The sequence below is a fragment of the Chryseobacterium sp. genome, assembly GCF_008014695.1.
Classification (GTDB): domain Bacteria; phylum Bacteroidota; class Bacteroidia; order Flavobacteriales; family Weeksellaceae; genus Kaistella.
In genome coordinates this window covers 791,047-813,352 of sequence record NZ_VOXE01000001.1, presented here as the reverse complement: position 1 = coordinate 813,352, position 22,306 = coordinate 791,047, and the positions used below count along the sequence as shown (strand labels likewise).

The following is a 22,306-nucleotide window of genomic DNA, read 5'->3' as shown; positions in this document are numbered from 1 at the left end:
AATATAATATCATGTATATTAAATTCTGTTCATATTCGTAAAAAGCATTATTTTCGCGGCATGAAAAAACGCGTCGCCTTTGTCCTCATTCTTTTTTTCTTTTTTAAGGTTTCAGCTCAGGAAAATCACATTTCCAGTTTCAGTACGCTTACCGTTACGTATAAGTTTCACCCGAAATTCTTTCTGTACGGTGAAGGCCAGCTTCGGGGGATCGAAGACTATTCGTATCCGGATTACTACGAGATTAAAGGCGGAATCGGTTATAACCTGACCAAAAACCACAAGCCTTTCATCGGACTCGGGCGCTATGGCAATTACAAAAACCAGCTTATGGACAAGGAAGAATTCCGCGTTTGGCTGCAGGATGTGATTGATGTGAAAGCGGGAAAATTCAAATTCGAAAACCGTTTCCGGGCCGAGAAAAGCTGGTTCTACGAACCGCAAAAGGACCGCCATTCCGACAGGATCCGCTTAAGATACCGCATGAACATCTCTGTTCCGCTGAATGCCGAATCGGTAAAGCCGGGAACTCTTTTCGCGAATGCATATGATGAAGTATTTTTTATAACGACTGAAAACCCACTGTTTGCCAGAAACAGGGTGTATGGCGGATTCGGCTATCAAATCGACCACACCTTTGGGATCGCCTCAGGCTACCTTTGGCAGAGAGAGTTTGCACAGTCGGGGAACAAAAACCTGCACTTTCTTTATCTGGCCCTGAACATCACCATTGACGGTGCCGAAGAGAAACATTACGAGTTTCCGGGGGCAGATTAATACTTTTCTTTCAGGTACAGATAGGCCGTCAGATATTTGTTGAGCCTTTTCATATCCTTTTCGGTAAGTGGTTTCGTAAAGCGGGTCAGGTCCATATTGTCCTGCAGGTCATTCATCTTCACGGCAACTGCCAGTGCAGACCGCTCGGTCTGTCTGATGAATTCAGTGTAGTCCTGATCCGGCGGATCCTTGGTGAGACATTCGATGGCGAAGACGACATCATTCGGGAATCCCTCTGCCAAAAGGTATTCGTACGTAATTTCAGGGCAGTCTTCCACCGTATCATGCAGTACGCCTACCATCTTTTCATCGTAAGTGTTGCCGGAATTCATGACCCGGATCACGTGGCCGATATAAGGCGCACCGAATTTATCTGTCTGCCCCCGGTGGGCCTTATTCGCGATTTTAATGGCTTTGTTCAGCAGTTCTTCTTTGGTCATTTGATTTCGGTATCTCGATGTTTTTCAGCGGCATCCGTGTTCTTAGCCTTTCGGTGCGATGCCTGTCTCAAAAATAGGGAAATGCAGGAACTGTGCAAAGGATTTCTTTCAATAAATTGATACGTTCCTAAATAGGAGGGCAAGACTTATAATTGCTATACGACAGGCCTGTCGTCAAACGATCACAGGCTTGGGACGGAGTGATGACAGGCCTGTCACGAGGTCACGACAAGCCTGTCATGGGGTCACGACAAGCCTGTCATTTTTTGCCATCAGCCTTGCTGTGGTGAAATGGTGTGCTGAAGGGCGTTTCGCCGGATGCCGCAGGACGTAAAAAAACGCCTCAGGAAACTGAGGCGTTTTGCTTTTTAGGAGATGGATTGCTCCGTTCCCCTTAATAGTATCAGTACGATCCTTTCTCCACAAAATGTGCAGCTACCTTCTCAGTAAGCGCAATCACATTGGGTTGGTTGGTGTATTTCGTGAATCTTCTTAAGCCTGAAAGCATCATTCTCTGCTCGTCTCCTTCTGCAAAAGAAACAATTCCTTCTTTAGCCGCAGCAATGATCTTTTCAACCGCCTTGTACAGGTTCAGCTGGGCCATCGCCACTTCTACAGAATCTGCACTGAAATGTTTTTCGGCTCTTAAAATTCCCGATTCAGCCATATAAATCTGGTTCAGGATTTCGGAAGCGTTCAGCAACAGGTGTTGCTGCTTCTCCATTTCCATCATGTATTTCTGAAGCGCCGCGCCGGAAACCATTAAAAAGACTTTTTTCAGGTTTACGATCACCGCTTTTTCCTCGCTTAAGAGTTCTGAATAATCGGGAACTTCGAAGGACGGGATGCCCATCAGTTCTTTCCCGATGGCCATGGCAGGACTCATTAAATCGATTTCGCCTTTCATGGCTCGTTTGATCAGCATTCCTACGGCCAACAAACGGTTGATTTCGTTGGTTCCTTCATAAATCCTGGAAATACGCGAATCCCTCCACGCTGATTCCATCGGTGCGTCTTCAGAGAAGCCCATTCCTCCATAAATCTGGATTCCTTCGTCGGCAGTATGCTGCGTTAAATCAGATACAAAAACTTTTAAAATAGAAGCTTCAACAGCAAATTCTTCTACACCTTTCAGTTCGGCTTGCTGATGGTTCATGCCTCCTGCAATGAGTTCATCGATTTTATCCTGTACATCTTTTGCTGCGCGGTAAGATCCGGCTTCAGCAACGAAAATGCCTGTCGCCATCTCTGCGATTTTCTTCCGAACCGCACCGAAAGTGGAAATTGCCACGCCAAACTGTTTTCTTTCGTTGGCATATTTGGTAGCAAGACCCAGAATCCTTCTCTGTCCGTCCAGATTCGCGGCTGCGAGTTTAATTCTTCCCACATTCAGGGAATTTAAAGCGATTTTGAAACCGTTATTTCTTTCGCCCAGAAGATTTTCCACTGGAACCTTCATGTCATTGAAGAAAACCTGACGGGTAGAAGAGGAGCGGATGCCGAGTTTGTGCTCTTCAGCGCCAAAAGAAAGCCCTTCAGTCCCAGTCCTTTCGACAATAAAGGCGGTGATGTTCTTGTCGTCATCAATTTTCGCAAAGACAATGAAAATCTCAGCAAAACCTGCATTCGAGATCCACATTTTCTGTCCGTTGATGATATAATGTTCTCCGTCTTCCGAGAGTTTGGCTCTCGTTTTCCCGGAATTGGCATCTGATCCGGCATCCGGTTCCGTCAGACAGTACGCTCCGAATTTTTTTCCTGTAGCTAAATCCGGCAAATATTTTTTCTTTTGCTCTTCCGTTCCGTAAAGAAGGATTGGAAGAGTGCCAATTCCCGTGTGCGCGCCGTATGCTGTTGCCAGCGAACCGTTGGCTCCTGAAATATAATCGCAGGTCAGCATGGTAGTTACGAATCCCATTCCGAGACCGCCATATTCTTCCGGTACGGTTACACCCAGAAAGCCCATTTCCCCGAGCTGACGCATTTTTTCTTCGGTTAAGGCATAGTCTTTCTGCTCAAATCTTTCGCGGTGCGGAATGACTTCTCTTTCAATAAATTCTTTCGCAGAGTCGCGCATCATTTTTTGTTCATCAGACAGGTCTTCAAGCGTGAAGATGTCTTTGGCCGGCGTTTCTGTAATCAGGAAATCGCCGCCTATCAGGGTTGTTTTTGTATCGCTCATGGGTCGTATTTTTTTAATTTTAGATTTTAGATGATGGATTTTGAATTGCTGTATTCTGTTTTTCCTGAAGAGTTTTGACAATTGAGGTTAAGATCTTTACAATGCTGTCAATTTCGTTTTTGTACTGCTGCTCATCGAATTTCACAATTCCGGATCTTGATAAAAGTTCGACCCAGTACTGTGTTTCTCTTGCTTCTTTGCTGGCAACCGACATTTTGTACAGGAAGTCCTTTTGAGAAAAACCCGCAATAGCTTCCTGAACATTAGCGCCGATTGAGGTACCGCTTCGTAACAACTGTTTTGATAGAACATATTCATTCTGAAGTCTGCATGTTTTATATAACTCAATAATCATCAGCGCAAAACTGAAGGTCTTGTCTTTTATTAAATTATTTTTTTGCATAATTCAACATTTATAATTCAGAATCCACAATCAATTAAAGAAGTTCAAATATAGAAGCAGCTCCCTGTCCGGTTCCTACGCACATGGTCACCATTCCGTATTTGTTGCCACGTTTCCGCATCTCGTCCAGAAGCTGAACCGTCAGCTTCGTTCCGGTACAGCCAAGCGGATGCCCGAGCGCGATCGCGCCCCCGTTTACGTTCAGGATTTCGGGATTCAGATCCAGTTCTTTTTTAATTGCAACCGATTGGGAAGCGAAAGCTTCGTTCAATTCAATCAGTTCAATGTCTTTGAGTTCGAGACCTGCCTGCTCCAAAGCCTTTGGAATGGCATAAATAGGTCCCATTCCCATGATTCTCGGCTCTAAACCTGCTGCAGCGTATGCCACCAGTCTGGCTTCTGGTTCCAGTCCCAATTCTTTTACCATTTCTTCGGACATGACGATAACGAAAGCAGCACCGTCGCTCATCTGTGAGGAGTTTCCAGCCGTTACGCTTCCACCGTTTGCAAAAACGGGACGGAGTTTCGCCAATCCTTCCAGGCTCGTATCCTTTCTTGGACCTTCATCAACCGAGAAATCGAATTTCTTGGTCTGCATCTTCTGGTTTTCATCCAGGAAATTGTATTCTACCGGAATGGAAACAATCTGGTTTGCAAACCGGCCTTCTTCATTCGCTTTCAGAGCTTTCATGTGCGACTCAAATGAAAACAGATCCTGCTCTTCGCGGGTAATTTTGTACTGATTCGCGACTTCTTCTGCAGTATAACCCATTCCCCAGTAATAATCGGGATTGGTCTTTGCGATTTCTGTTTCCGGAACCGGCTTGTAACCGCCCATCGGAATGTAACTCATGGATTCCGTTCCACCGGCAATAATGCAGTCGGCCATGCCTGCCTGAATTTTTGCCGAAGCAATCGCGATGGCCTCAGAACCTGACGCACAGTATCTGTTTACTGTTACGCCGGGAACTTTGTCGGTGTTCAGTCCCATCAATGAAATTAAACGCGCGACATTCAAGCCCTGTTCTGCTTCAGGCATTGCGTTACCAACGATCAGATCGTCAACCCGGTTTTTGTCGAGTTGAGGAACGGCAGCCATTAATTTTTCGATGACGGTTGCTGCTAACACGTCGGGACGTGTAAAACGGAGTGATCCTTTCGGAGCTTTACCCACCGCAGTTCTGTATCCCTTTATTATATATGCTTGTCTCATTTTGTTGTATTAAAGTATTAAAGTAAAATGTATTAATGATTTTAAATGTTTAAGTATTAAATTTTTGCTTCAGCTTTACCAGCATATTCTGAATATGTTTGATTTCAGAATAAATGGTCTCAAAATTATCATTTGTGAAAAAGTTCAAGTCCCTAGCAATTAAAATCTGAGTTTCAAATTCAAATGAGGAACCCAAAGCGATGTTCAAAAAATGGGAGAACTGAGCATTTGTATCTCTGCCTGCACCTTCAGCAATATTTGAAGGAATCGAATAAAGACTTCTCCTGGCCTGAGAGGTAAGTCCGAACAATTCATCTTTTGGAAAATTTAAGGATGCCAAGTAAAATATTTTACAAAGCTTCATTGATTTGCTCCAAACTTCTAAATCTCTAAAATTATGCATCGTAAATACATGAATACTTTTTACATTTTACAGAGAAAATTAGTTTCTCAGCGGTTTCCCGTTCTGCAGCATGTACTGAATTCTTTCCAGGGTTTTTCTTTCGCCGCAAAGCTGAAGGAAGGTTTCTCTTTCAAGGTTCAGCAGATACTGTTCTGTTACAATCGTAGGTTCCGAAAGATTTCCGCCGACCAAAACGTTGGCAAGTTTATCCGCAATGAGTTTGTCGTGTGCCGAAATGTATTTTCCGGTCAGCATCTGGTCTGTTCCAACATAAAACATTCCAAGCGCGTCTTTACCTAAAACTTTGACTTTCTGTTCGATTGGCTGCGTATAACCGTGTTCAGCCAAGCTTTTTGCCAGCATTTTAGCAGTCATGATCTGACGGTTTTTGTCAATAACAACAATGTCTTTATGTTCTTCCAGAATTCCCATATCGTATGCTTCATACGCTGAAGTAGCCACTTTTCCCATCGCGATATTCATAAATGCATCACGGAGACGGTTGTTTTTCACATCATCGCTGTGGAATTCACGCGAAGTTCTGATGGCCAGTTCTTTTGTTCCACCGCCGCCAGGAATTACGCCAACTCCTGTTTCAACAAGTCCGATATACGTTTCTGCCGCCGCAACAACGCGGTCGGCGTGCATGGTCATTTCGCAGCCGCCGCCCAAAGTCATTCCGTGAGGAGCAACTACGACAGGAATTGATGAATAACGGACTCTCATCATGGATTTCTGGAAATAGGCAATCGCCATATTCAGATCATCCCAGTCCTGTTCGATCGCCATCATGAGAATCATTGCCAAATTGGCTCCAACAGAGAAATTTGAACCCTGATTTCCAATAACCAACCCGTCGTACTCTTTTTCTGCGAGGTCGATGGCTCTGTTCAGGCCATCCAGAACTTCGCCGCCCAGAGAATTCATTTTGGAGCGGATCTCGAAATTGATGATTCCATCGCCCAGATCCTGAATCGCAGAACCTGAATTCCTCCAAAGCGTTTTGTTTTTCCGGATATTATCGAGAATGATGAAAGATTCCTTTCCAGGAATATTACTGTAGTTTCCTGAATTTTTATCGTAGAAGATGCTCTGACCTTCGTCATTCACTTTATAAAAAGTTTCCACATTCTTCACCCAGTCCGATACTTCGTAGCCGGCTTCTTTTGCGAGTTCAATTCCTTTCTGAACGCCAACAGCGTCCCAGATTTCAAAAGGCCCGTTCTCCCAGCCGAAACCGGCACGCATCGCATCATCTATTTTATACACTTCATCCGAAATTTCAGGAACTTTATGCGAAACGTAAGCGAAGAGGGCACCCAAAGATTTCCGGTAGAGTTCTCCGGCTTTATCTTTTCCGCCGATGAGCACTTTGAAACGGTCAATCGGTTTGTCGATATTCTTTGTAAGTTCCAGAGTAGGGAAGTTTGATTTTCCCTGGAGTTCATACTCCATCGTGTCCAGGTTAAGTCCGTGAATCTCCGATTTGCCTTCCGCGTTTTTGATTTTTTTGTAGAAACCCTGCTCAGTTTTAGAACCGAGCCATTTGTTATCGACCATTTTCTGGATGTAATCCGGAAGCGAGAAGACATTGTTGAAATCATTGGCTTCAACACCGCTTTGGTTAACGCCATTGGCAACCATGACCAACGTATCCAACCCAACTACGTCAGCTGTTCTGAATGTGGCCGATTTGGGCCGGCCGATCACCGGGCCGGTCAGTTTATCAATATCCGTTACATTCAGTCCCAAATCTTTTACTTCATGCAGCAGGTTCATCATGGAGAACACGCCGATCCGGTTGGCGATAAATGCAGGAGTATCTTTTGCAAGAACCGTAGTTTTCCCTAAAAACTTCGCGCCGTATTCCATATAAAATCTGGCGATTTCAGGATCGGTTTCCGGAGTCGGAATGACTTCGAGCAGCGGTAAATACCTTACCGGATTAAAGAAGTGTGTGCCGGCGAAATGTTTCTTGAAATCATCACTCCGTCCTTCAATCAGGAAGTGGATCGGAATTCCGGAGGTATTTGAGGAAACCAACGTTCCGGGCTTTCTGAACTGCTCGATCTTTTCATATACCGATTTCTTGATGTCGAGTCTTTCAACTACCACTTCAATGATCCAGTCGGTGTTTTTTATTTTCGGAAGGTCATCATCAAAGTTTCCAACCTTAATTCTTTCCGCAAATTTTGGAGTATATAAAAGAGCCGGACTTGCCTTTTTAAGTTTTTCAAAATTTTCAGAAGCGATTCTGTTCCGCACTGATTTATCGTCTTTTGTCAGTCCTTTTTTCTGTTCGGTTTCGGACAGTTCAAACGGGACAATGTCGAGCAGAAGCACTTCAACACCGATATTGGCGAAGTGCGCCGCAATTCCGGAACCCATAATCCCCGAACCGAGAACCGTAACGTGTTTGATTCTTCTTTTCATATTTTTTATTTTTTGTTGTTCAGATTGTTGGCAATTTTCATAATTTCAGACATTACTTCCTTGAAAACGTCCATTTTTTCCTGAGAAATACTGTCCACCACTGTTTTATTGAAATTTACCACCACTTCTTTCGATAAATTTCTGCTGTTCAAACCTTTATCCGTTAATTTTATAATGACTTCGCGTTTGTCGCTTGTGGTTTTCTCTTTGTAGATATATCCGTTGTCTTCAAGAAGTTTAATGATTCTGGTGAGAGAAGTAGGTTCGATCGCCATTTTAGGTCCCAGGTTCGTACTTCTCGTCCCTTCTTTAGGATCAATTTTCAAAAGTGTCAATGCCTGTACTGCAGTTGCATCGTGGTCGTGCGCAAGGTCGGAGTACATTTTAGAAACCGACAACCAAGTGGATTTCAGCAGCAAATCAATATTTTCAACCTTCTCAATTTTTTTCTTTTCCATATTTTTCCATTGGGTGTATCACAAATATAGCAAAAAATACTATGCATGCATAGTATTTTTCTTGTAAATTATAAAGTGTTGATTGTGTGGGTGCTAACTCATATGAGAAGCATAATAAAACCGCCTTAAAAAAATTAAACAGAATACGTGAGTAGCGATTTAATGAAAGTTATCAATTAAACTTAACATTTCTTTAAAAGATGTGCATTTTTCATGAAAATTTTCATCTGAAATCTCCCAAAAAGGTGTTTTAAACACAAATTTAAGATCAGAGAGGTTTTTCCTGCAGTTTTTCTGGAGAAAAGAGTAGAGCATTTCTTTCTCTAAATCCGGTGCAAAAATCTGTGGCGGAACAAATTCATCGCTGAAATGAAAGATTTTTGGATTCAGCAATTCATCATGCCGCAGCAGAATATCTTCTGTAATTCCCGCATCCAGTTTTTTGTCGTTGATTAACCAGATTTTATCTGCGAACTCCTTTGAAAGTCTCCAGTCGTGGGAAGAAAAAAGAATGATTTTGTTTTGATTTTTTGCCAGTTCCCGAAGTAATTTCAGAATGATGATTTTATTTTCCTCATCCAGATGAGTGGTGGGCTCATCCAGGATGATCATCGGGGAATTCTGTGCTAAAGCTCTTCCTATAAATGCTTTCTGAAGGTTTCCGTCGGAGAGTTTCTGCAGCGGAAAATCACGGTACTGACTTAAATTAAGACTTTCAATAATTTCCTCAATTTCCAGTTTGTCTGATTTTGTGAGTTCGAAATAGTACGGATAATGAATATATTTGCCCAAACAGACTAGATCAGTCAGCGTATAATTGGCCGGAATATGGGATTTCGAAAAAACCACAGCAACCTGTTCTGCAATCTCTTTATTGGAGAGGTTTTTAACATTTTTTCGATTCATCAAAACTTCACCGTCCAAAACCTGAAGCTGATGCAGAATACTTTTGATTAACGTCGTTTTTCCGACTCCATTATTTCCGATCAGCAGACCGATGTCACCTTGATCCAAAGAAGTTTGGACGCCTTCGATTAAAGGAGTTTTGTAACCAATTGTTGTATTTTTTAGTTCTAAAAACATTCTATACCGTTCTTTTGTGCAACATCATCATTAAAATCACCGGAATTCCGAACAGCGATGTAATGACATTCAAAGGAAACTGACTTGTCTCGGAAACGATAGAGAAAAACTCCATGATGAATATTCCGAGGAGCATATTCAGAATCCACTGCTGCCAAAGTTTTGCGGGATTGAAAATCATTCTTGAAAAATGTGGAACCACAATTCCTATAAACAGAATGGGCCCTAAGAATGCCGTCACAGAAGCCGAAAGAAGTGATGATGCTACAATTACAAAAAGTTTCAGCCGGTTAAGATTCACGCCGAGACTTTGGGCATAAGACGTTCCCAAAGAATTTCCGATCAGCGGTTTTATCGCTTTGAAACTGATCAATAAACCAACGATCACGATAAGCGTTAACACCCAAATCTGATTGGTTGATACTTGGTTATTCGCCCCGAAACTCCATAAAATATAGTTTTTCAGACTCTGGTTTTCCGCATAAAACTGGAGGATAGAAACCACCGCTCCCGCCAGTGCGGAAATCAGAAACCCGAAAATGATCAGAAAAGATTTATCCTGAAATCTGCCGGAAAATGCAAGCAGAATAAACATCAGCATCAAGCTTCCGGCAATGGCCGAAATGCTCAGGAAACTGTTCTGCAGAAATTCCGGAAGCACAAAATCCTGAGCGAAAAAGATATAAAAGGCTACACTTAAACTCGCCACTGAAGTAATTCCCAAAACCGACGGACCTGCTAAAGGATTCTGGAAATATTCCTGCAGCAGAAACCCCGAGGTTGGAATCGAAATCCCGGCCAAAAGCATCGCCAAAACGCGGTTCATGCGCAATTGCGCGATTTGGGAGTTTACTGAATCGGAAGCGATATAATCAGAAAAAGTGAGTTTCAGAAATCCGATATTCAGATTGACGGCGACTGATAAAATAATCCCGATCATAATGAGCAGGCAAATGATTTTGAAGTTTTTGCTCATAATAATAAACCTTCAGGATTTTATAACCTTGAGGGCTTTAATTTATTTAAACGCGTTTATTTTTTCAGAAAGCATTTCTTTGCTCATCATCCCAACGGTTTCATCGGTTTTGTCGCCTTTCCGCATCATGGTAAACGGAATCGAGCCGCCGTCCCACTTTTTGAAATTTGCAGGGAAAAATTCGGGCGAGAGTTTTTCTCCGTCCACCAGAACGATGTTTTCTGAAAGATTATTGTCTTCAGCAAACTTTTTCACTTTGGTTTTCCAGTCTTCTTTGGCATCAAGACTTACAAAAGTAAATTTTACCGGTTGCGATTTCAGTTCCTGCATTTTTTCTTTGAAATGAGGGATTTCCCTCATACACGGTCCGCACCAGGTCGCAAAAAAGTTCGTGATATAAAGGGTGTCGTTGTTTTGTTTTCCCAGCATTTTCGAAGTCTGTTCCCTCGTCAATTCGGTTTGTTTGAAAGGAACGATGCTTTCCGCAGGTTCGTTGGATTCAGGAACTGTAACCGAATCCGTTTGGTAATTTTCGGAGCTTTCGGCAACCTTGGTTTCTTTTTTACATGAAGAAAGTGATGCTATTAGAAGTACACTCAGGAGTATTTTTTTCATTTTATTTTTATTATTTTTGGAACAATATTGATATGGAAAATCTTTTACCCAGAGCGAAGCAGGCAGAATTTCACCGCCTAAAATTAACGAAAAAGCGACAACTGACCAAAAACACTTTTGAAATGGAATTTGAGATTCCCGAGGTGCTGAAACCGAATTTCAAGTTTGAAGCCGGGCAGTATGTGACCGTAAAATATCCGTCCAAAGGAAGGGTTTTTCAGAATGATTTTTCCATGACTTCAGCTCCATTTGAACATAAAATTTCTTTGGGGATCAAGATCAACGACGAAAACAGTTCCACAAAGGATTTATACAATGATTTCGAAATCGGCGATGAAGTGGAAATTTCTGAGCCGAAAGGCCGCTTTACTTTGGTATCGAAGCCGCATGAATTCAGGACTATCATCGGTTTCGCGGGCGGAATTGGCATTACGCCGTTGATCAGTCATTTCAAAAACATTTTGTACAATGAACCGAGAACGCGGCTTTTCCTTTTTTACGGAAACCGAAAATCGGAGGAAATTGCGTTTAAAAATGAACTTGATGCATTGGCTAAAAAATATGGAAACCGCCTTCAGATTTTCTATTTTTTTTCACAGGAAACCGGATCGGATAATTTGTTTCACGGCCGTCTTGATGAAAGAAAACTGAAATTAATCATCAACCAAATCCTTCATTTGGATGACACCGATGAAGAGAGTACCATTTGGGATGCGGTGGATGAAGTGCTGATCTGCGGAAAAGGGGAGATGATCAAATCGCTAGCCAATGCATGTTATAGCAATGGAATTCCGAAAAGAAATATCCATTTCGAACTTTTTGAAGAATATAATGAAGATATTTATCCTCAGGAAAAAGAGTTTCCACTGATAGAGGACATTGAGGTGGATTTTAAACTTTTCGGAAGGAATTATGCTACAGAACTTCCAGATAACAGGTCACGGCTTCTTCATCAGCTGCTGGTACAGAAATTTCCGGTGCCTTACTCCTGCAAATCCGGAATCTGCGGCAGTTGTGAATGTATTCTGGAAGAAGGTAAAGTGGAACTACTGGAAAATGAATATTTAACGGAAAAAGAAGAAAAGAAAGGCCATATCCTGGCCTGCATGTCGGTGGTTTTAAGCAAAAAAATAAAGGTTAACTTTGATCTGATCTAATTGCCCGATAAATGTAAATGAATAACATTTGAAAAAAATACTGGATTTTCTGAAATCATTTTTCAACCTTGTTGAAATCGGGATTTTGCTGATGATTTTGGCAAATATCTGGGTTTTTGCACTGACCAACGGACGCACTTACACCAAAATTTCAAAAATTCCGCCAAGAGAAACCGCTTTGGTCCTGGGAACCTCTCCCAGAATGAGGTCCGGACTGTCAAACCCTTATTTTACTTCAAGAATGGATGCCACTGCACTGCTTTATCATCACGGAAAAATTAAAAAAATTATTGTAAGCGGGGAGAAGAGCCCGGGTTATGATGAGCCTTTGGCTATGAAAAACTATCTGGTTTATCAGGAAGGCGTGCCGGAAAATATCATTATAGAAGATCCCAAAGGTTTCAAAACGCAGACGAGCATCAGCAACTGTAAAAAAGTTTTCGAGCAGAACAATGTCATTATTGTTTCTCAGGGATTCCATAATCTCAGGGCACTTTTTTATGCGCGAAATAATGACATGAATGCACTGGGTTTTGATGCCCACGATGTACTGAGCAACCAGAGTTATTACCGAAACCAATCCAGAGAGTTTCTGGCCAGAGTGATGGCGGTAGTTTATTATCTTTTGGGCATTGACAGCGATTAATGATTTTTCAGATCATTATTGAGGACACAAAAAATTCTGCTTTTTCAAGGCAGAATTTATTTTTACTATTAGAACGGATAACCAAAGGCAAAGTTCAGCGTGGGTTTCAATGGCTGGATCTTGCTGAATCGCCATCTTTCACCGTCCGGTTTGTTAGGATCATAGATTTTATAGGCAAGATCGAGTCGTAAGGTAATATAGGCAACATTAATCCGCAGTCCAAAACCGCTTCCGACTCCCATCTGGCTCAGGAATTTATTGAATTTAAACTGATCGCCGAACCCTGAATCTTTAAGACTCCAGATATTTCCCATATCTGTAAAAACAGCTCCTTCGTACATGTCGGTAAACGGAATCCTGTATTCAATGTTGGTAGTGAGTTTTACATTATCCATCACATAAGAACGGACTCTTTCATCCAGCTGAGAATCTGCAGGACCGAGACCGCCAAACGCAGTCCATGCCCGGATGTCATTCGAACCTCCGTTAAAATAAGATCGTACGAACGGCATTTGCGAAGAATTTCCGTAAGGAATTCCCAATCCGATAAACTGTCTTAAAGCGAGCGTATGTTTTCCGTTTGCAAACGTATAATACTTTCTCACATCAAAATCAAATTTTACAAACTGTGAATAGGGAATGTTAAAAATGGTTTTCTGCTGTTCAGAAAGAAGGTTTTCCTGTCTGTTTTTAGAATTGAAAAGGCTGAAAATATTTCCTGCGCTCTCTATTTTTCCACTGAAATAAAAGGGGTTTTGATAATTTTTTTTACCGATTTCGTTATAAATAAAATTGTATACGATTGATGAAATCAAGACATCCTGTGTCTGTCTGTTTTTATTGATCACCGACTGACTGAAAGCATTGAAATCATTCATTTCAACAGTATTTAAAGCGGTCTGAAAACCAACGTCATTTAGAATAAGGCCTGAAACCTGATCCGAGGAGATCTGCTGACTGTTGTATTGCGCTGCAACAGCAGGATTATTTTCAAAATAGAGTTTGAACATCCTGTCTTTAATTTCGCCTTCGGCCGGAAAAAACTCGAAATAACGGTCCTTGTTTTTTGTTAAACTCAACTGCGTGTTGAACAGCGTAAGCTTGTGCGAAACAATATCATTTACGTTAGCAAAATAGTTAAGTCCGGTGTTGAAATTCATCCTGTCCATTCCTACATTATTCTGTTTAGAAACCCCCAAACTAATGGAAGAAGTAGGAGAATACCTTTTCGGGATGAGTTTGTAATAAGTAAACGGCAGAAGCAACCTCGGGAAACTTAAATTGGCCTGTGCTGAAATTTCGTAGGCGAAAAGCCTTTTGTCGGTGTTTTTTGGATCCCGTACTGAACCGAAAATTCCGGAAACGCTCGTCGATAAATTTTCTGCTCCGCCAAAAACATTTCTTGTTGTTAAATCGGCTGAAGGTGAAATACCAAAATTCAGGATTTGGGAATAATTAATGTCTGTGGCAAGTTTCAGTTCAAATTTCGGGAGCGGTTTCAGTAAGTAGAGAACGTCAACAATACTGTCGTTGGGTGAGCCTAAACCGTCCCGTCTAAGGGAATCCCGGGATTTCAGAATACTGAAATTATTCATGGCCAGAATATTCCTTTTCGTAAGGTCCAGATCTTTTTGGTTAAATACATCTTTGGGCGTAATGGTCAGTGCCCTCCACATGGCACGTGTCTTAAACTGATTGTCAATTTTATGGAAACGGATCCCGCGAAGGGAATCTTTTTCAGTATTTTTTGGAAAATCACTGGCGTTTTCCACGATGGCAACATCAATATTACCAATTGTGGCAACTTTATAGGGGGTATCAGCAGAATCTTTGTGAATGTCCATGATCAACGGAACCTGCTTACGACTCGTTAACGTATCTGCAGTATAAAATATTTCATCACCCGCATTATTGAAACGGTAATAACCTCTTTCTTTCATCAGATCGCTCAACCGCTTAATTTCTTTTTCCAAATTGGTTTGATCCAGAATTTCTTTTGATTTCACGAGACTTTTACGCAAATCTTCCTCATAAATTCTTTTGATATTGGGATCGGGAATATTGTAATAATAATCCTGAATGTAAGTCGGGTCTTTATGGGTAATCAAATAAGTTACTTGTGCTTTTTTTGCGGCAGAATCAAGATCATGATTGAATTTAACTTCTGAATCCCAATACCCACGGTATACAAGTCTTTTCCTGATGGAATTTGCGCTGGTTTCTGTGCGTCCCTGTTCCAGGATTACCGGTGCTTTGCCTACGGTATGAAAAAAACGGTCCCAGAAAAGACCTTTCCCCACATATTCAGGATGTTCATATTTGATGAAAAGCGAATCTCTAAGGTTCTGGTTCCGCATTTCGCCTGGATAGGTCATGTATTCGTTAAGGATGGAATCGTATTTAGGATTTGCGAAATTATACATCCATAAACCGACCGGCAGGAGAAAAAGCTGTTTTTTATTGGGTTTCTGGCTAACGTAATTAGGGAGTTCATCATCGAAGATTTTACCGTCTTCGTATTTGAATTTATTCTTTGTAAGCAGAAATTCGCCGTCAGGGACTTTTTTGGTGGTGCTGCACGCATAAAGAAACACAGAAATGATTGCGAAACTAATGAATAATCGATATTTTTGAAGATATTTATTAAAATGCTTACCACTCATAAAATTAAGATATTACAGTCCTTGGATAAAAAGAAATTCAGACAAAAATACAAATTGTTTTTGGTTGAGGGTAATAAAAATATAGCGGAACTGCAGGCTTCTCCATACATCATCCAGGAAATATTTTCCTGTCAGCCTGACAGTTTGCCATCGGGATTGAGTGAAATTACTCCGATTTCCGAAAATGAATTAAAAAAGATCAGTTTTTTACAGCATCCGAAGGATTCAGTCGCGGTTTGCGAAATAAATTCAGAAATATTTCTGGAAAACTGCCCGGTTCAGCTGATCTTAGACGGAATTCAGGATCCGGGCAATTTAGGAACGCTGATCCGACTGGCCGATTGGTTTGGGATTGAGCAGATTATCTGCAGCGAAGACACTGTCGATTTTTATAATCCGAAAGTGATTCAGGCGAGCATGGGTTCTTTTACAAGGGTAAATATTGTTTATAGAAATCTGAATGATATTCTTGAAAATTCTGAGAATGTCAACATCGGTACCGACATGGAAGGGGAGAATCTGTATAATATTGATTTCCCCGAAAAAATCAACCTTATTTTAGGAAACGAGGGCAACGGAATCCGTCCGGAAACAGAGGAGCTTCTTCACCGTAAAATCACGATACCCCGGTTCGGAAATAGCAAGGCCACTGAAAGCCTGAATGTTTCAATGGCCGCAGGAATTATTCTGGGTCAGATTTATTCTAAAAGATCATAAAAAAACCGCTGAAAAGCGGTTTGATATTTTAAATAAGTTGTTCCATACTGGAAACACTTCTGTTTTTCTGGTAATTTTCCAGTTTTTTGCGGATCACTCTGAGGAGCATGGGAGCCAGATAAATTAAGGCCAAACCGATGATTTTTTTCTTCCAGCTGGTGCCATTCACATGTTTCACGGCTAAATTGGTGACGAATGCAGTAGCTCCAAGACGGATCGCGTCTTCAATAAGCCCGGTTTTTACAGCAGAGCTCGCAAAACCGAGAACCGCACTTTTGCCAACGATATTTTCTTTAACTTCATTCTTCACTTCGTCGAAAATAGCATCTGTCTTAAGCGTGGTTTTTGTCCCGCCGTCTTCAGTAGGCACTTGTTTAAGATATTTATCAGTAAATCCGTTCGTAAATGCACTCAGGCTTTCTTTAGTATTTTCAAAGGAAAGCAAGTCTTCAAGACCTGAAATATCGGCTTTTAACAGTGCTTTCTTTCTGCGAAGTTCCTCTAAACTTTCATATTTATTTCCCATAATTTCAGTCGTTTAATGACTCAAGAATTTTATTGGCCACCATATTCTTAATGGCGTTTCTTTTTACGAAAAGTACAATAAGTACCAATAGGTAAAATCCTGCCACAATCAGCAGTCCGTAGCCATAATTGTTAAGGTAGGTTCCGATTAAAAAGCCTAATCCAAACAAGAGCAGAATGATAAAAAACAAGGCTGTTAACGAAGCCAGAAGCAGAAAAGTAATCATTCCGATAATCGTAACGGATTTTTCAGTGACTTCCATTTTCAGCAGGTCGGCTCTTTTGTAGGCGTAGTCTTTAAGAATATCTAACATGGCTTAAATTTTTATAAAGTTACAAAAAAAGGAACTTAAATGTTTTTAAGTTCCTTTTTTATATCAAATAACGGAAACTATTAAGATTGTAATCCGTCTAATTTTTCCTCTACGTCTTTCGCAACGTTTGCAGCTGTATCAACCGCTCTGTCTTTATACTTGTCGTATCCTTCTTTTACTGAAGAAGACAGGTTTTGAGCTGTTTCTTTGAAAGTAGATGAAATGTTGCCATATTTATCTTTTACCTTACCTGAAACATCTTCGAATTTTTCTTTTGCGATTTCAGTTACTTTACCGTACTGATCTACAGCCTGATCTTTCAGGTCATTCGCTTTGGTTTTGATTTTTTTTCTTGTTTCTTTTCCTTCTTCAGGAGCATAAAGCATTCCTAAAATAACTCCTGCTGCAGCACCTGCTAACAATCCTGCTAAAACTCCTGCTGCGTTATTACCTTTTTTTGACATCGTATATATTTTTAATAGTTAATGATTCTTGAGAAAAAGAACGAATCTTTTATATCCCAATTTCAACAACAAGCATACCAAAAAAGTTTTACTGTTCTTAAAAATATGTTAAATGTTTGTGATATAGGACAAAATCAAAGCCAGAGTCTCATTTTTATTTAGATTTGTATTGTCGATAAGGATTGCGTCATCTGCTTTTTTTAATGGTGCTACAGTTCTTTCGCTGTCAATTTTATCTCTCTTGATGAGGTTTTCTTTTACCGATTTTTCATCTGTGGTCAAACCCAATGACTGCATTTCGAGAAAACGTCTTTTCGTTCTTTCATCAGCACTGGCAGTTAAGAAGAATTTGTAATCGGCGTCCGGTAACACTACGGTGCCTATATCTCTTCCATCCATAATAATTCCCCCTTGCTGAGCTCTGGATCGTTGGATATGGAGAAGGAAATCTCTTATTTCAGGCTGTTTTGCTACAAAACTCACGTTCTCTGAAATATCCGAAGTTCTTATCTTATCAGTAATATTCTCGTTATTGAGATAAAGTACGAGTTCTCCGTTCTCTGAGCGGAAATCCAGATGAATCTGATCTAAATTTTTTAAAAGTTTGGCGAGGTCAATCTCATTTCTGTCATTTAGGCAGTTTTGTATGGCATAAAAAGTGACAGCGCGATATAATGCACCGGTATCCATATGGATGAGCCCCAGTTCTTTGGCGATAAGTTTTGAAATGGAACTTTTCCCGGTAGAGGAGTATCCATCGACAGCAATAACAGGTTTTTTCATTTAAAGGATTTTTTCAATTTCTGAAACTGAAAACAGAATTTTTAATAGCGGTTGCCGGTGAGATCCAGAGAAATACCGATTTGGTTTGAGTTTGAAGCATTATGATACCTCACATGTGCAAAGTCGATTCGGAAAGTGGAGATTTTAAATCCAAATCCTGCAGATAAACCTGCAAAACTCCTTTGGTCGAGGACTGCAAGTTCGTTCCCGCGTTTCACATTATAACCCAATCTGATATTGAAGTTTCTTTCGGGGAAAAGTTCTGCACCCAACGAGAGATGATCCAGAACTTTTCTCGGCAGCTTCACTTCCTGACCATTGTTGTTAAATTCTGAAGAAATATTAATCTGCTGCAGATCATGCGCAGTAACAGTAATTGCCACAGGAAATTCCTTCAGGATTCTTGTATAACCGAGATCTACCCGGAAAGGCATTTTTTCTCTTTCACCGTTGAAGGGCTTGATCTGATAGCCGAAATTTCTGGCGACCAGCGAAACCGTCTCATTTGTTTTTGAAAAATGATAACTCACCCCCGCATTTCCTGAAATGGCCATGGAAGAATAAGAGTCTATTTTTGAGGTGATATAATTTACATTCGCACCAATCGTCCATTCATCTTCAAACTGCAGCGCATAACCTACACCCACAGAAGCATCAAGTGCTCCAAATTCTCCGTTTTCAAAACCGGCTTCATCGGTTCGCGGCATTTTGCCGTAATCCATATACCGGATATTTGCAGACACAAGATTTCCGTTTTCCAGATCCCTTGCATAACTGATGGTTCCGTAATTAGAACCTGCTAAGTAAGATGCTGCATTCAGCGCTATTTTATGGTGCATTTCTGCATTCATCAAGGCTGGGTTTACGGCAGAAAAACTGACGTCATAATCCCGTATCGAAATCGCATCGCCACCCAAAGCAGCCTGTCTTGCCGAAACCGGAATATTCAGGAAAGGATAAACCCTAGTTCCGCTCTGCGCATAGCAAACGAATTCTGAAAGAAGGAGGGAGAAAAACAAAACTTTCTTCAATGTGAGATATATAGTTAATGCAAAAATAATTCTTTTTAATACTTATCAAAGTTTTTCTTAATTTATTTGCAGATAAATATAAATCATTAACGAAATTATGCCTGAATCATTATATTTGCATCGATTAAAATAGTACACAAAAAATAAAATTAGAGCTAAAATTCAAAATGAAATATAAAAGAATCCTTCTGAAACTGAGCGGCGAAGCATTGATGGGTAACAGATCCTATGGAATCGACAATGACAGACTCGTTGAGTATGCCGCAGAAATAAAAAAGGTGGTCGAAAAAGGCTGCGAGATTGCCATCGTCATTGGAGGAGGAAATATTTTCAGAGGATTGGCCGGTGCTGCAAAAGGAATGGACCGCGTTCAGGGAGATTACATGGGAATGCTTGCAACGGTGATCAACGGGATGGCATTGCAGGGCGCTTTGGAAGATGCAGGCATTAAAACAAGGCTACAGTCCGCCATAGAAATGGATAAAGTCGCTGAACCTTTCATTAAAAGAAGGGCAGTAAGACATCTTGAAAAAGGAAGAGTCGTAATTTTCGGAGCTGGAACAGGGAATCCTTATTTCACGACCGATACGGCTGCAACCTTGAGAGCCATTGAGATCGGCGCCGATGTGATCTTAAAGGGAACACGCGTTGACGGGATCTATGATATGGACCCTGAAAAAAATGAAAATGCTGTTAAATACAATTCCCTGACTTTTACTGAGGTTTTTGAAAAAGGTCTGAAAGTAATGGACATGACCGCATTTACATTAAGTCACGAAAACAGCCTTCCTATAATTGTCTTCGATATGAATAAGGAAGGAAACCTCCTCAAAATCGTAGAAGGTGAAAACATCGGAACTTTAGTCAATATCTAATGGATAAGGTGTTTGTTCCGTTAAAATAATGTGTCAACTATCAAATTTTAAATATACAATGGAAGAATTAGAACTGATTGTAAATATGGTGCAGCAGGAAATGGATGCTGCAATCAAACATTTGGAGCATGCATTTCAGAAAATTCGTGCCGGTAGAGCCTCTACATCAATGGTTCAGGATGTGATGGTAGAGTATTACGGTGCGCCGACTCCGCTGAATCAGGTAGCGAATGTTATGGTTCCCGATGCGATGACGATTTCCATTCAACCATGGGACAGAACGGCAATTGGTGCCATCGAAAAAGCCATCATCAATTCAAATCTAGGATTTGCGCCGTCGAATAACGGAGACAGCATCATCCTGAATGTACCCCCATTAACCGAGGAAAGAAGAAGAGACCTCGCAAAACAGGCCAAAACAGAAAGTGAAGCAACCAAAGTAACCATCAGAAACGCCCGTCAGGACGGCATGAAGGAACTGAGAAAGCTCGAAGGCGTATCCGAAGACCTGATCAAAGGTGTGGAAGCGGATATTCAGGAAATGACCGACAAATACGTAAAAATCTGCGACGAACACTTTAAACAGAAAGAAGCAGACATCATGAAAATCGGATAAAAAATAAAAAACTTCAGAAAATATCTGAAGTTTTTTTTTGCTCAGTATTTTACTGATACCGCTGATGTTCTTTCTTTTTTGAAAACCTATTAATCAGGGGTTTAAAAAACGTCCTGTATTTTTCAATATCAAACAGCTGTGAATCGGTGAGCGCCTTGTATGTCATCCAGACTCCGAAAGGAAGCAGGATGAGATTGGGAAGCCAGGCCGCAAGTTTTGGATTTATTTTTCCGGTCCATGCAAAATTTTCAATGGAAAGGTTCATGACATAGAAAATAATAAAAATTACAATGGCAATCACCACCGGAAGTCCCATTCCTCCTTTTCTGATAATAGAACCCAAACTGGCGCCAATCATGAAAAAGATCATACAGGTGAACGAATAGGAAATAATTCTCTGCTGATAAATGACGATTTTACTGTAATTTTTGATTACGGGGGTAAGCTCCGTTTCCTTATTTTCAGCAACCTTTCTCTGGGTTTCCAGTTTGCTGAAAGCAGAATACAGGATATCCATTCTCTTGTCTTTCTTCAGCGTATCCAATTTAAACTGCTCCTTGGGTGTGCCGATAAATTTTGCTTTGTCAATATAACCGATGTAACTGTTACCCTGTATCAGCATTTCATCATTCATGTTGCTGAATGTTTGGGTATTTTCTTTTTTCGTTTTAACGATGGTTTTATTGAGTTGATTGAAGGTCTGAAAACGATAATCATCCGTAATCTGTTCCTTTTCAATCGCTTTATTGATTACTTCGCTGATGTCGAAATGCGAGGTAAGCGTATCAAATTTAATGGCCTGATCCGGTTGTTTCAGCCGCGCGTTGTAATCCATATTAGCGACATTTTCATCGAAAATATAGCCGTTATACAGAACCAGTTTCAGATAATTTTTGTTGTCGGCCTGTACAAATTTGCCTTTCTGTGCCACAATCGACTGTTGGTTTTCGAAAGCACTGGCTTTTTTGTGGACAAAAACACCTTCAATATTTTCTCCGTTTTCTCCGTATATTTTATCAAATTTCACAAGGTAATTCGGAATCTGATCAATAAACTGTCCGGGTGTGAAATTCAGTGCGGGTTTCGTTGCCGCAATATTATAGAGCATATTTCTCGCTTTTTTCTGAAAATCGGGAATGATATTGTTGGAAAAGAAGAAAAGCATAGCCGAAAGAATCGCCACCACTACAAAAAGTGGCATCATGACACGGGTAAGCGATATTCCCGCGGCCTTCATGGCTGCCAGTTCATACCGTTCTCCAAATTCGCCAAAGGTCATAATTGAAGAAAGCAGGATCGTAAGCGGCAGAACCATACTCACAACGCTGACTCCGAGGTAAAATAAAAGTTTTAGGATTTCCCAGTAACTCAAACCCTTTCCCATAAACTGCCCGAGCTGAATCCAGATGATGTTGACAATAAAAATAAAGAACAGCACACTGAATATGAAGAAAAAAGGACCGAAAAAAGTTTTGATAATATACTGGTCGAGTTTTTTTAACATCTGCCAAAATTAATGAAAAAGCCACAAA

General features: G+C 40.8%; 23 protein-coding genes. 6 read left to right on the top strand and 17 right to left on the bottom strand.

Annotation, left to right across the window (positions count from 1 at the left end):
• Nucleotides 1-60: 60 nt before the first annotated feature.
• Complete coding sequence (locus FUA25_RS03905) at nt 61-777, top strand: DUF2490 domain-containing protein (RefSeq protein WP_147755571.1); 717 nt, start codon at nt 61-63, stop codon at nt 775-777.
• On the opposite strand, the gene FUA25_RS03900 is transcribed toward FUA25_RS03905, so the two are convergent.
• The 10 genes from FUA25_RS03900 to FUA25_RS03855 all read right to left on the bottom strand — a co-directional run bounded on the left by FUA25_RS03900 (nt 774) and on the right by FUA25_RS03855 (nt 10,983).
• The gene (locus tag FUA25_RS03900; RefSeq protein WP_147755570.1) at nt 774-1,217 is read right to left on the bottom strand and encodes a phosphohydrolase; all 444 of its coding nucleotides are present in this window, start codon (nt 1,215-1,217) and stop codon (nt 774-776) included. The genes FUA25_RS03905 and FUA25_RS03900 overlap by 4 nt on opposite strands.
• Nucleotides 1,218-1,620: 403 nt before the next feature.
• A complete protein-coding gene (locus FUA25_RS03895) occupies nt 1,621-3,399 on the bottom strand; it encodes an acyl-CoA dehydrogenase family protein (RefSeq protein ID WP_147755569.1) in 1,779 nt (592 codons plus the stop codon).
• A gap of 19 nt (nt 3,400-3,418) precedes the next feature.
• Nucleotides 3,419-3,802: a four helix bundle protein gene (locus FUA25_RS03890; protein ID WP_147755568.1), complete on the bottom strand. Its 384-nt coding sequence runs from the start codon at nt 3,800-3,802 to the stop codon at nt 3,419-3,421.
• Between the two features lie 34 nt (nt 3,803-3,836).
• A complete protein-coding gene (locus tag FUA25_RS03885; RefSeq protein WP_147755567.1) occupies nt 3,837-5,015 on the bottom strand; it encodes a thiolase family protein in 1,179 nt (392 codons plus the stop codon).
• A 49-nt stretch (nt 5,016-5,064) separates the two neighbouring features.
• Entirely contained in the window at nt 5,065-5,418 is a 354-nt protein-coding gene (locus tag FUA25_RS03880; RefSeq protein ID WP_147755566.1) for a four helix bundle protein, read from the bottom strand.
• A 39-nt stretch (nt 5,419-5,457) separates the two neighbouring features.
• Nucleotides 5,458-7,851: a 3-hydroxyacyl-CoA dehydrogenase/enoyl-CoA hydratase family protein gene (locus FUA25_RS03875; RefSeq protein WP_147755565.1), complete on the bottom strand. Its 2,394-nt coding sequence runs from the start codon at nt 7,849-7,851 to the stop codon at nt 5,458-5,460.
• Nucleotides 7,852-7,856: 5 nt separating this feature from the next.
• Nucleotides 7,857-8,309: a MarR family winged helix-turn-helix transcriptional regulator gene (locus FUA25_RS03870; RefSeq protein ID WP_147755564.1), complete on the bottom strand. Its 453-nt coding sequence runs from the start codon at nt 8,307-8,309 to the stop codon at nt 7,857-7,859.
• A gap of 159 nt (nt 8,310-8,468) precedes the next feature.
• Entirely contained in the window at nt 8,469-9,392 is a 924-nt protein-coding gene (locus FUA25_RS03865; protein WP_147755563.1) for an ABC transporter ATP-binding protein, read from the bottom strand.
• Nucleotide 9,393: 1 nt separating this feature from the next.
• Nucleotides 9,394-10,368 carry a FecCD family ABC transporter permease gene (locus tag FUA25_RS03860; RefSeq protein WP_185146650.1) on the bottom strand — a complete coding sequence of 325 codons (975 nt, stop codon included), beginning with the start codon at nt 10,366-10,368 and terminating at the stop codon, nt 9,394-9,396.
• 42 nt (nt 10,369-10,410) lie between these two features.
• Entirely contained in the window at nt 10,411-10,983 is a 573-nt protein-coding gene (locus tag FUA25_RS03855) for a TlpA family protein disulfide reductase (protein WP_147755561.1), read from the bottom strand.
• A gap of 32 nt (nt 10,984-11,015) precedes the next feature.
• On the opposite strand from FUA25_RS03855, the gene FUA25_RS03850 reads away from it, so the two are divergent.
• Both FUA25_RS03850 and FUA25_RS03845 read left to right on the top strand, forming a co-directional pair.
• Entirely contained in the window at nt 11,016-12,140 is a 1,125-nt protein-coding gene (locus FUA25_RS03850) for a 2Fe-2S iron-sulfur cluster-binding protein (protein WP_147755560.1), read from the top strand.
• 91 nt (nt 12,141-12,231) lie between these two features.
• Nucleotides 12,232-12,786: a vancomycin high temperature exclusion protein gene (locus FUA25_RS03845; RefSeq protein ID WP_147755698.1), complete on the top strand. Its 555-nt coding sequence runs from the start codon at nt 12,232-12,234 to the stop codon at nt 12,784-12,786.
• A 68-nt stretch (nt 12,787-12,854) separates the two neighbouring features.
• On the opposite strand, the gene FUA25_RS03840 is transcribed toward FUA25_RS03845, so the two are convergent.
• Nucleotides 12,855-15,449 (bottom strand): BamA/TamA family outer membrane protein, encoded by a 2,595-nt coding sequence (locus FUA25_RS03840; protein ID WP_147755559.1) that lies wholly within the window; start codon nt 15,447-15,449, stop codon nt 12,855-12,857.
• On the opposite strand from FUA25_RS03840, the gene FUA25_RS03835 reads away from it, so the two are divergent.
• Nucleotides 15,435-16,166: a TrmH family RNA methyltransferase gene (locus FUA25_RS03835; RefSeq protein WP_147755558.1), complete on the top strand. Its 732-nt coding sequence runs from the start codon at nt 15,435-15,437 to the stop codon at nt 16,164-16,166. The genes FUA25_RS03840 and FUA25_RS03835 overlap by 15 nt on opposite strands.
• A 28-nt stretch (nt 16,167-16,194) precedes the next feature.
• On the opposite strand, the gene FUA25_RS03830 is transcribed toward FUA25_RS03835, so the two are convergent.
• The 5 genes from FUA25_RS03830 to porQ form a co-directional block, all read right to left on the bottom strand.
• Nucleotides 16,195-16,692: a phosphoribosyl-ATP pyrophosphatase gene (locus tag FUA25_RS03830; RefSeq protein WP_147755557.1), complete on the bottom strand. Its 498-nt coding sequence runs from the start codon at nt 16,690-16,692 to the stop codon at nt 16,195-16,197.
• A 4-nt stretch (nt 16,693-16,696) separates the two neighbouring features.
• Nucleotides 16,697-17,005, bottom strand: coding sequence for a phage holin family protein (locus tag FUA25_RS03825; protein ID WP_147755556.1), 309 nt, complete (start codon nt 17,003-17,005; stop codon nt 16,697-16,699).
• Nucleotides 17,006-17,085: 80 nt separating this feature from the next.
• Nucleotides 17,086-17,469: a YtxH domain-containing protein gene (locus FUA25_RS03820; protein ID WP_147755555.1), complete on the bottom strand. Its 384-nt coding sequence runs from the start codon at nt 17,467-17,469 to the stop codon at nt 17,086-17,088.
• A 108-nt stretch (nt 17,470-17,577) separates the two neighbouring features.
• Nucleotides 17,578-18,252 carry a (d)CMP kinase gene (cmk, locus tag FUA25_RS03815; RefSeq protein ID WP_147755554.1) on the bottom strand — a complete coding sequence of 225 codons (675 nt, stop codon included), beginning with the start codon at nt 18,250-18,252 and terminating at the stop codon, nt 17,578-17,580.
• 41 nt (nt 18,253-18,293) lie between these two features.
• Nucleotides 18,294-19,283 carry a type IX secretion system protein PorQ gene (porQ, locus tag FUA25_RS03810; RefSeq protein WP_147755553.1) on the bottom strand — a complete coding sequence of 330 codons (990 nt, stop codon included), beginning with the start codon at nt 19,281-19,283 and terminating at the stop codon, nt 18,294-18,296.
• Nucleotides 19,284-19,450: 167 nt separating this feature from the next.
• On the opposite strand from porQ, the gene pyrH reads away from it, so the two are divergent.
• Together pyrH and frr are read left to right on the top strand one after the other, a co-directional pair.
• Nucleotides 19,451-20,158 (top strand): UMP kinase, encoded by a 708-nt coding sequence (pyrH, locus tag FUA25_RS03805; protein ID WP_147755552.1) that lies wholly within the window; start codon nt 19,451-19,453, stop codon nt 20,156-20,158.
• A 58-nt stretch (nt 20,159-20,216) separates the two neighbouring features.
• Nucleotides 20,217-20,774: a ribosome recycling factor gene (gene frr / locus FUA25_RS03800; RefSeq protein ID WP_147755551.1), complete on the top strand. Its 558-nt coding sequence runs from the start codon at nt 20,217-20,219 to the stop codon at nt 20,772-20,774.
• 49 nt (nt 20,775-20,823) lie between these two features.
• Here the strand turns inward: frr and FUA25_RS03795 are convergent, their stop codons facing one another.
• A complete protein-coding gene (locus FUA25_RS03795) occupies nt 20,824-22,278 on the bottom strand; it encodes an LptF/LptG family permease (RefSeq protein WP_147755550.1) in 1,455 nt (484 codons plus the stop codon).
• Nucleotides 22,279-22,306: the final 28 nt, after the last annotated feature.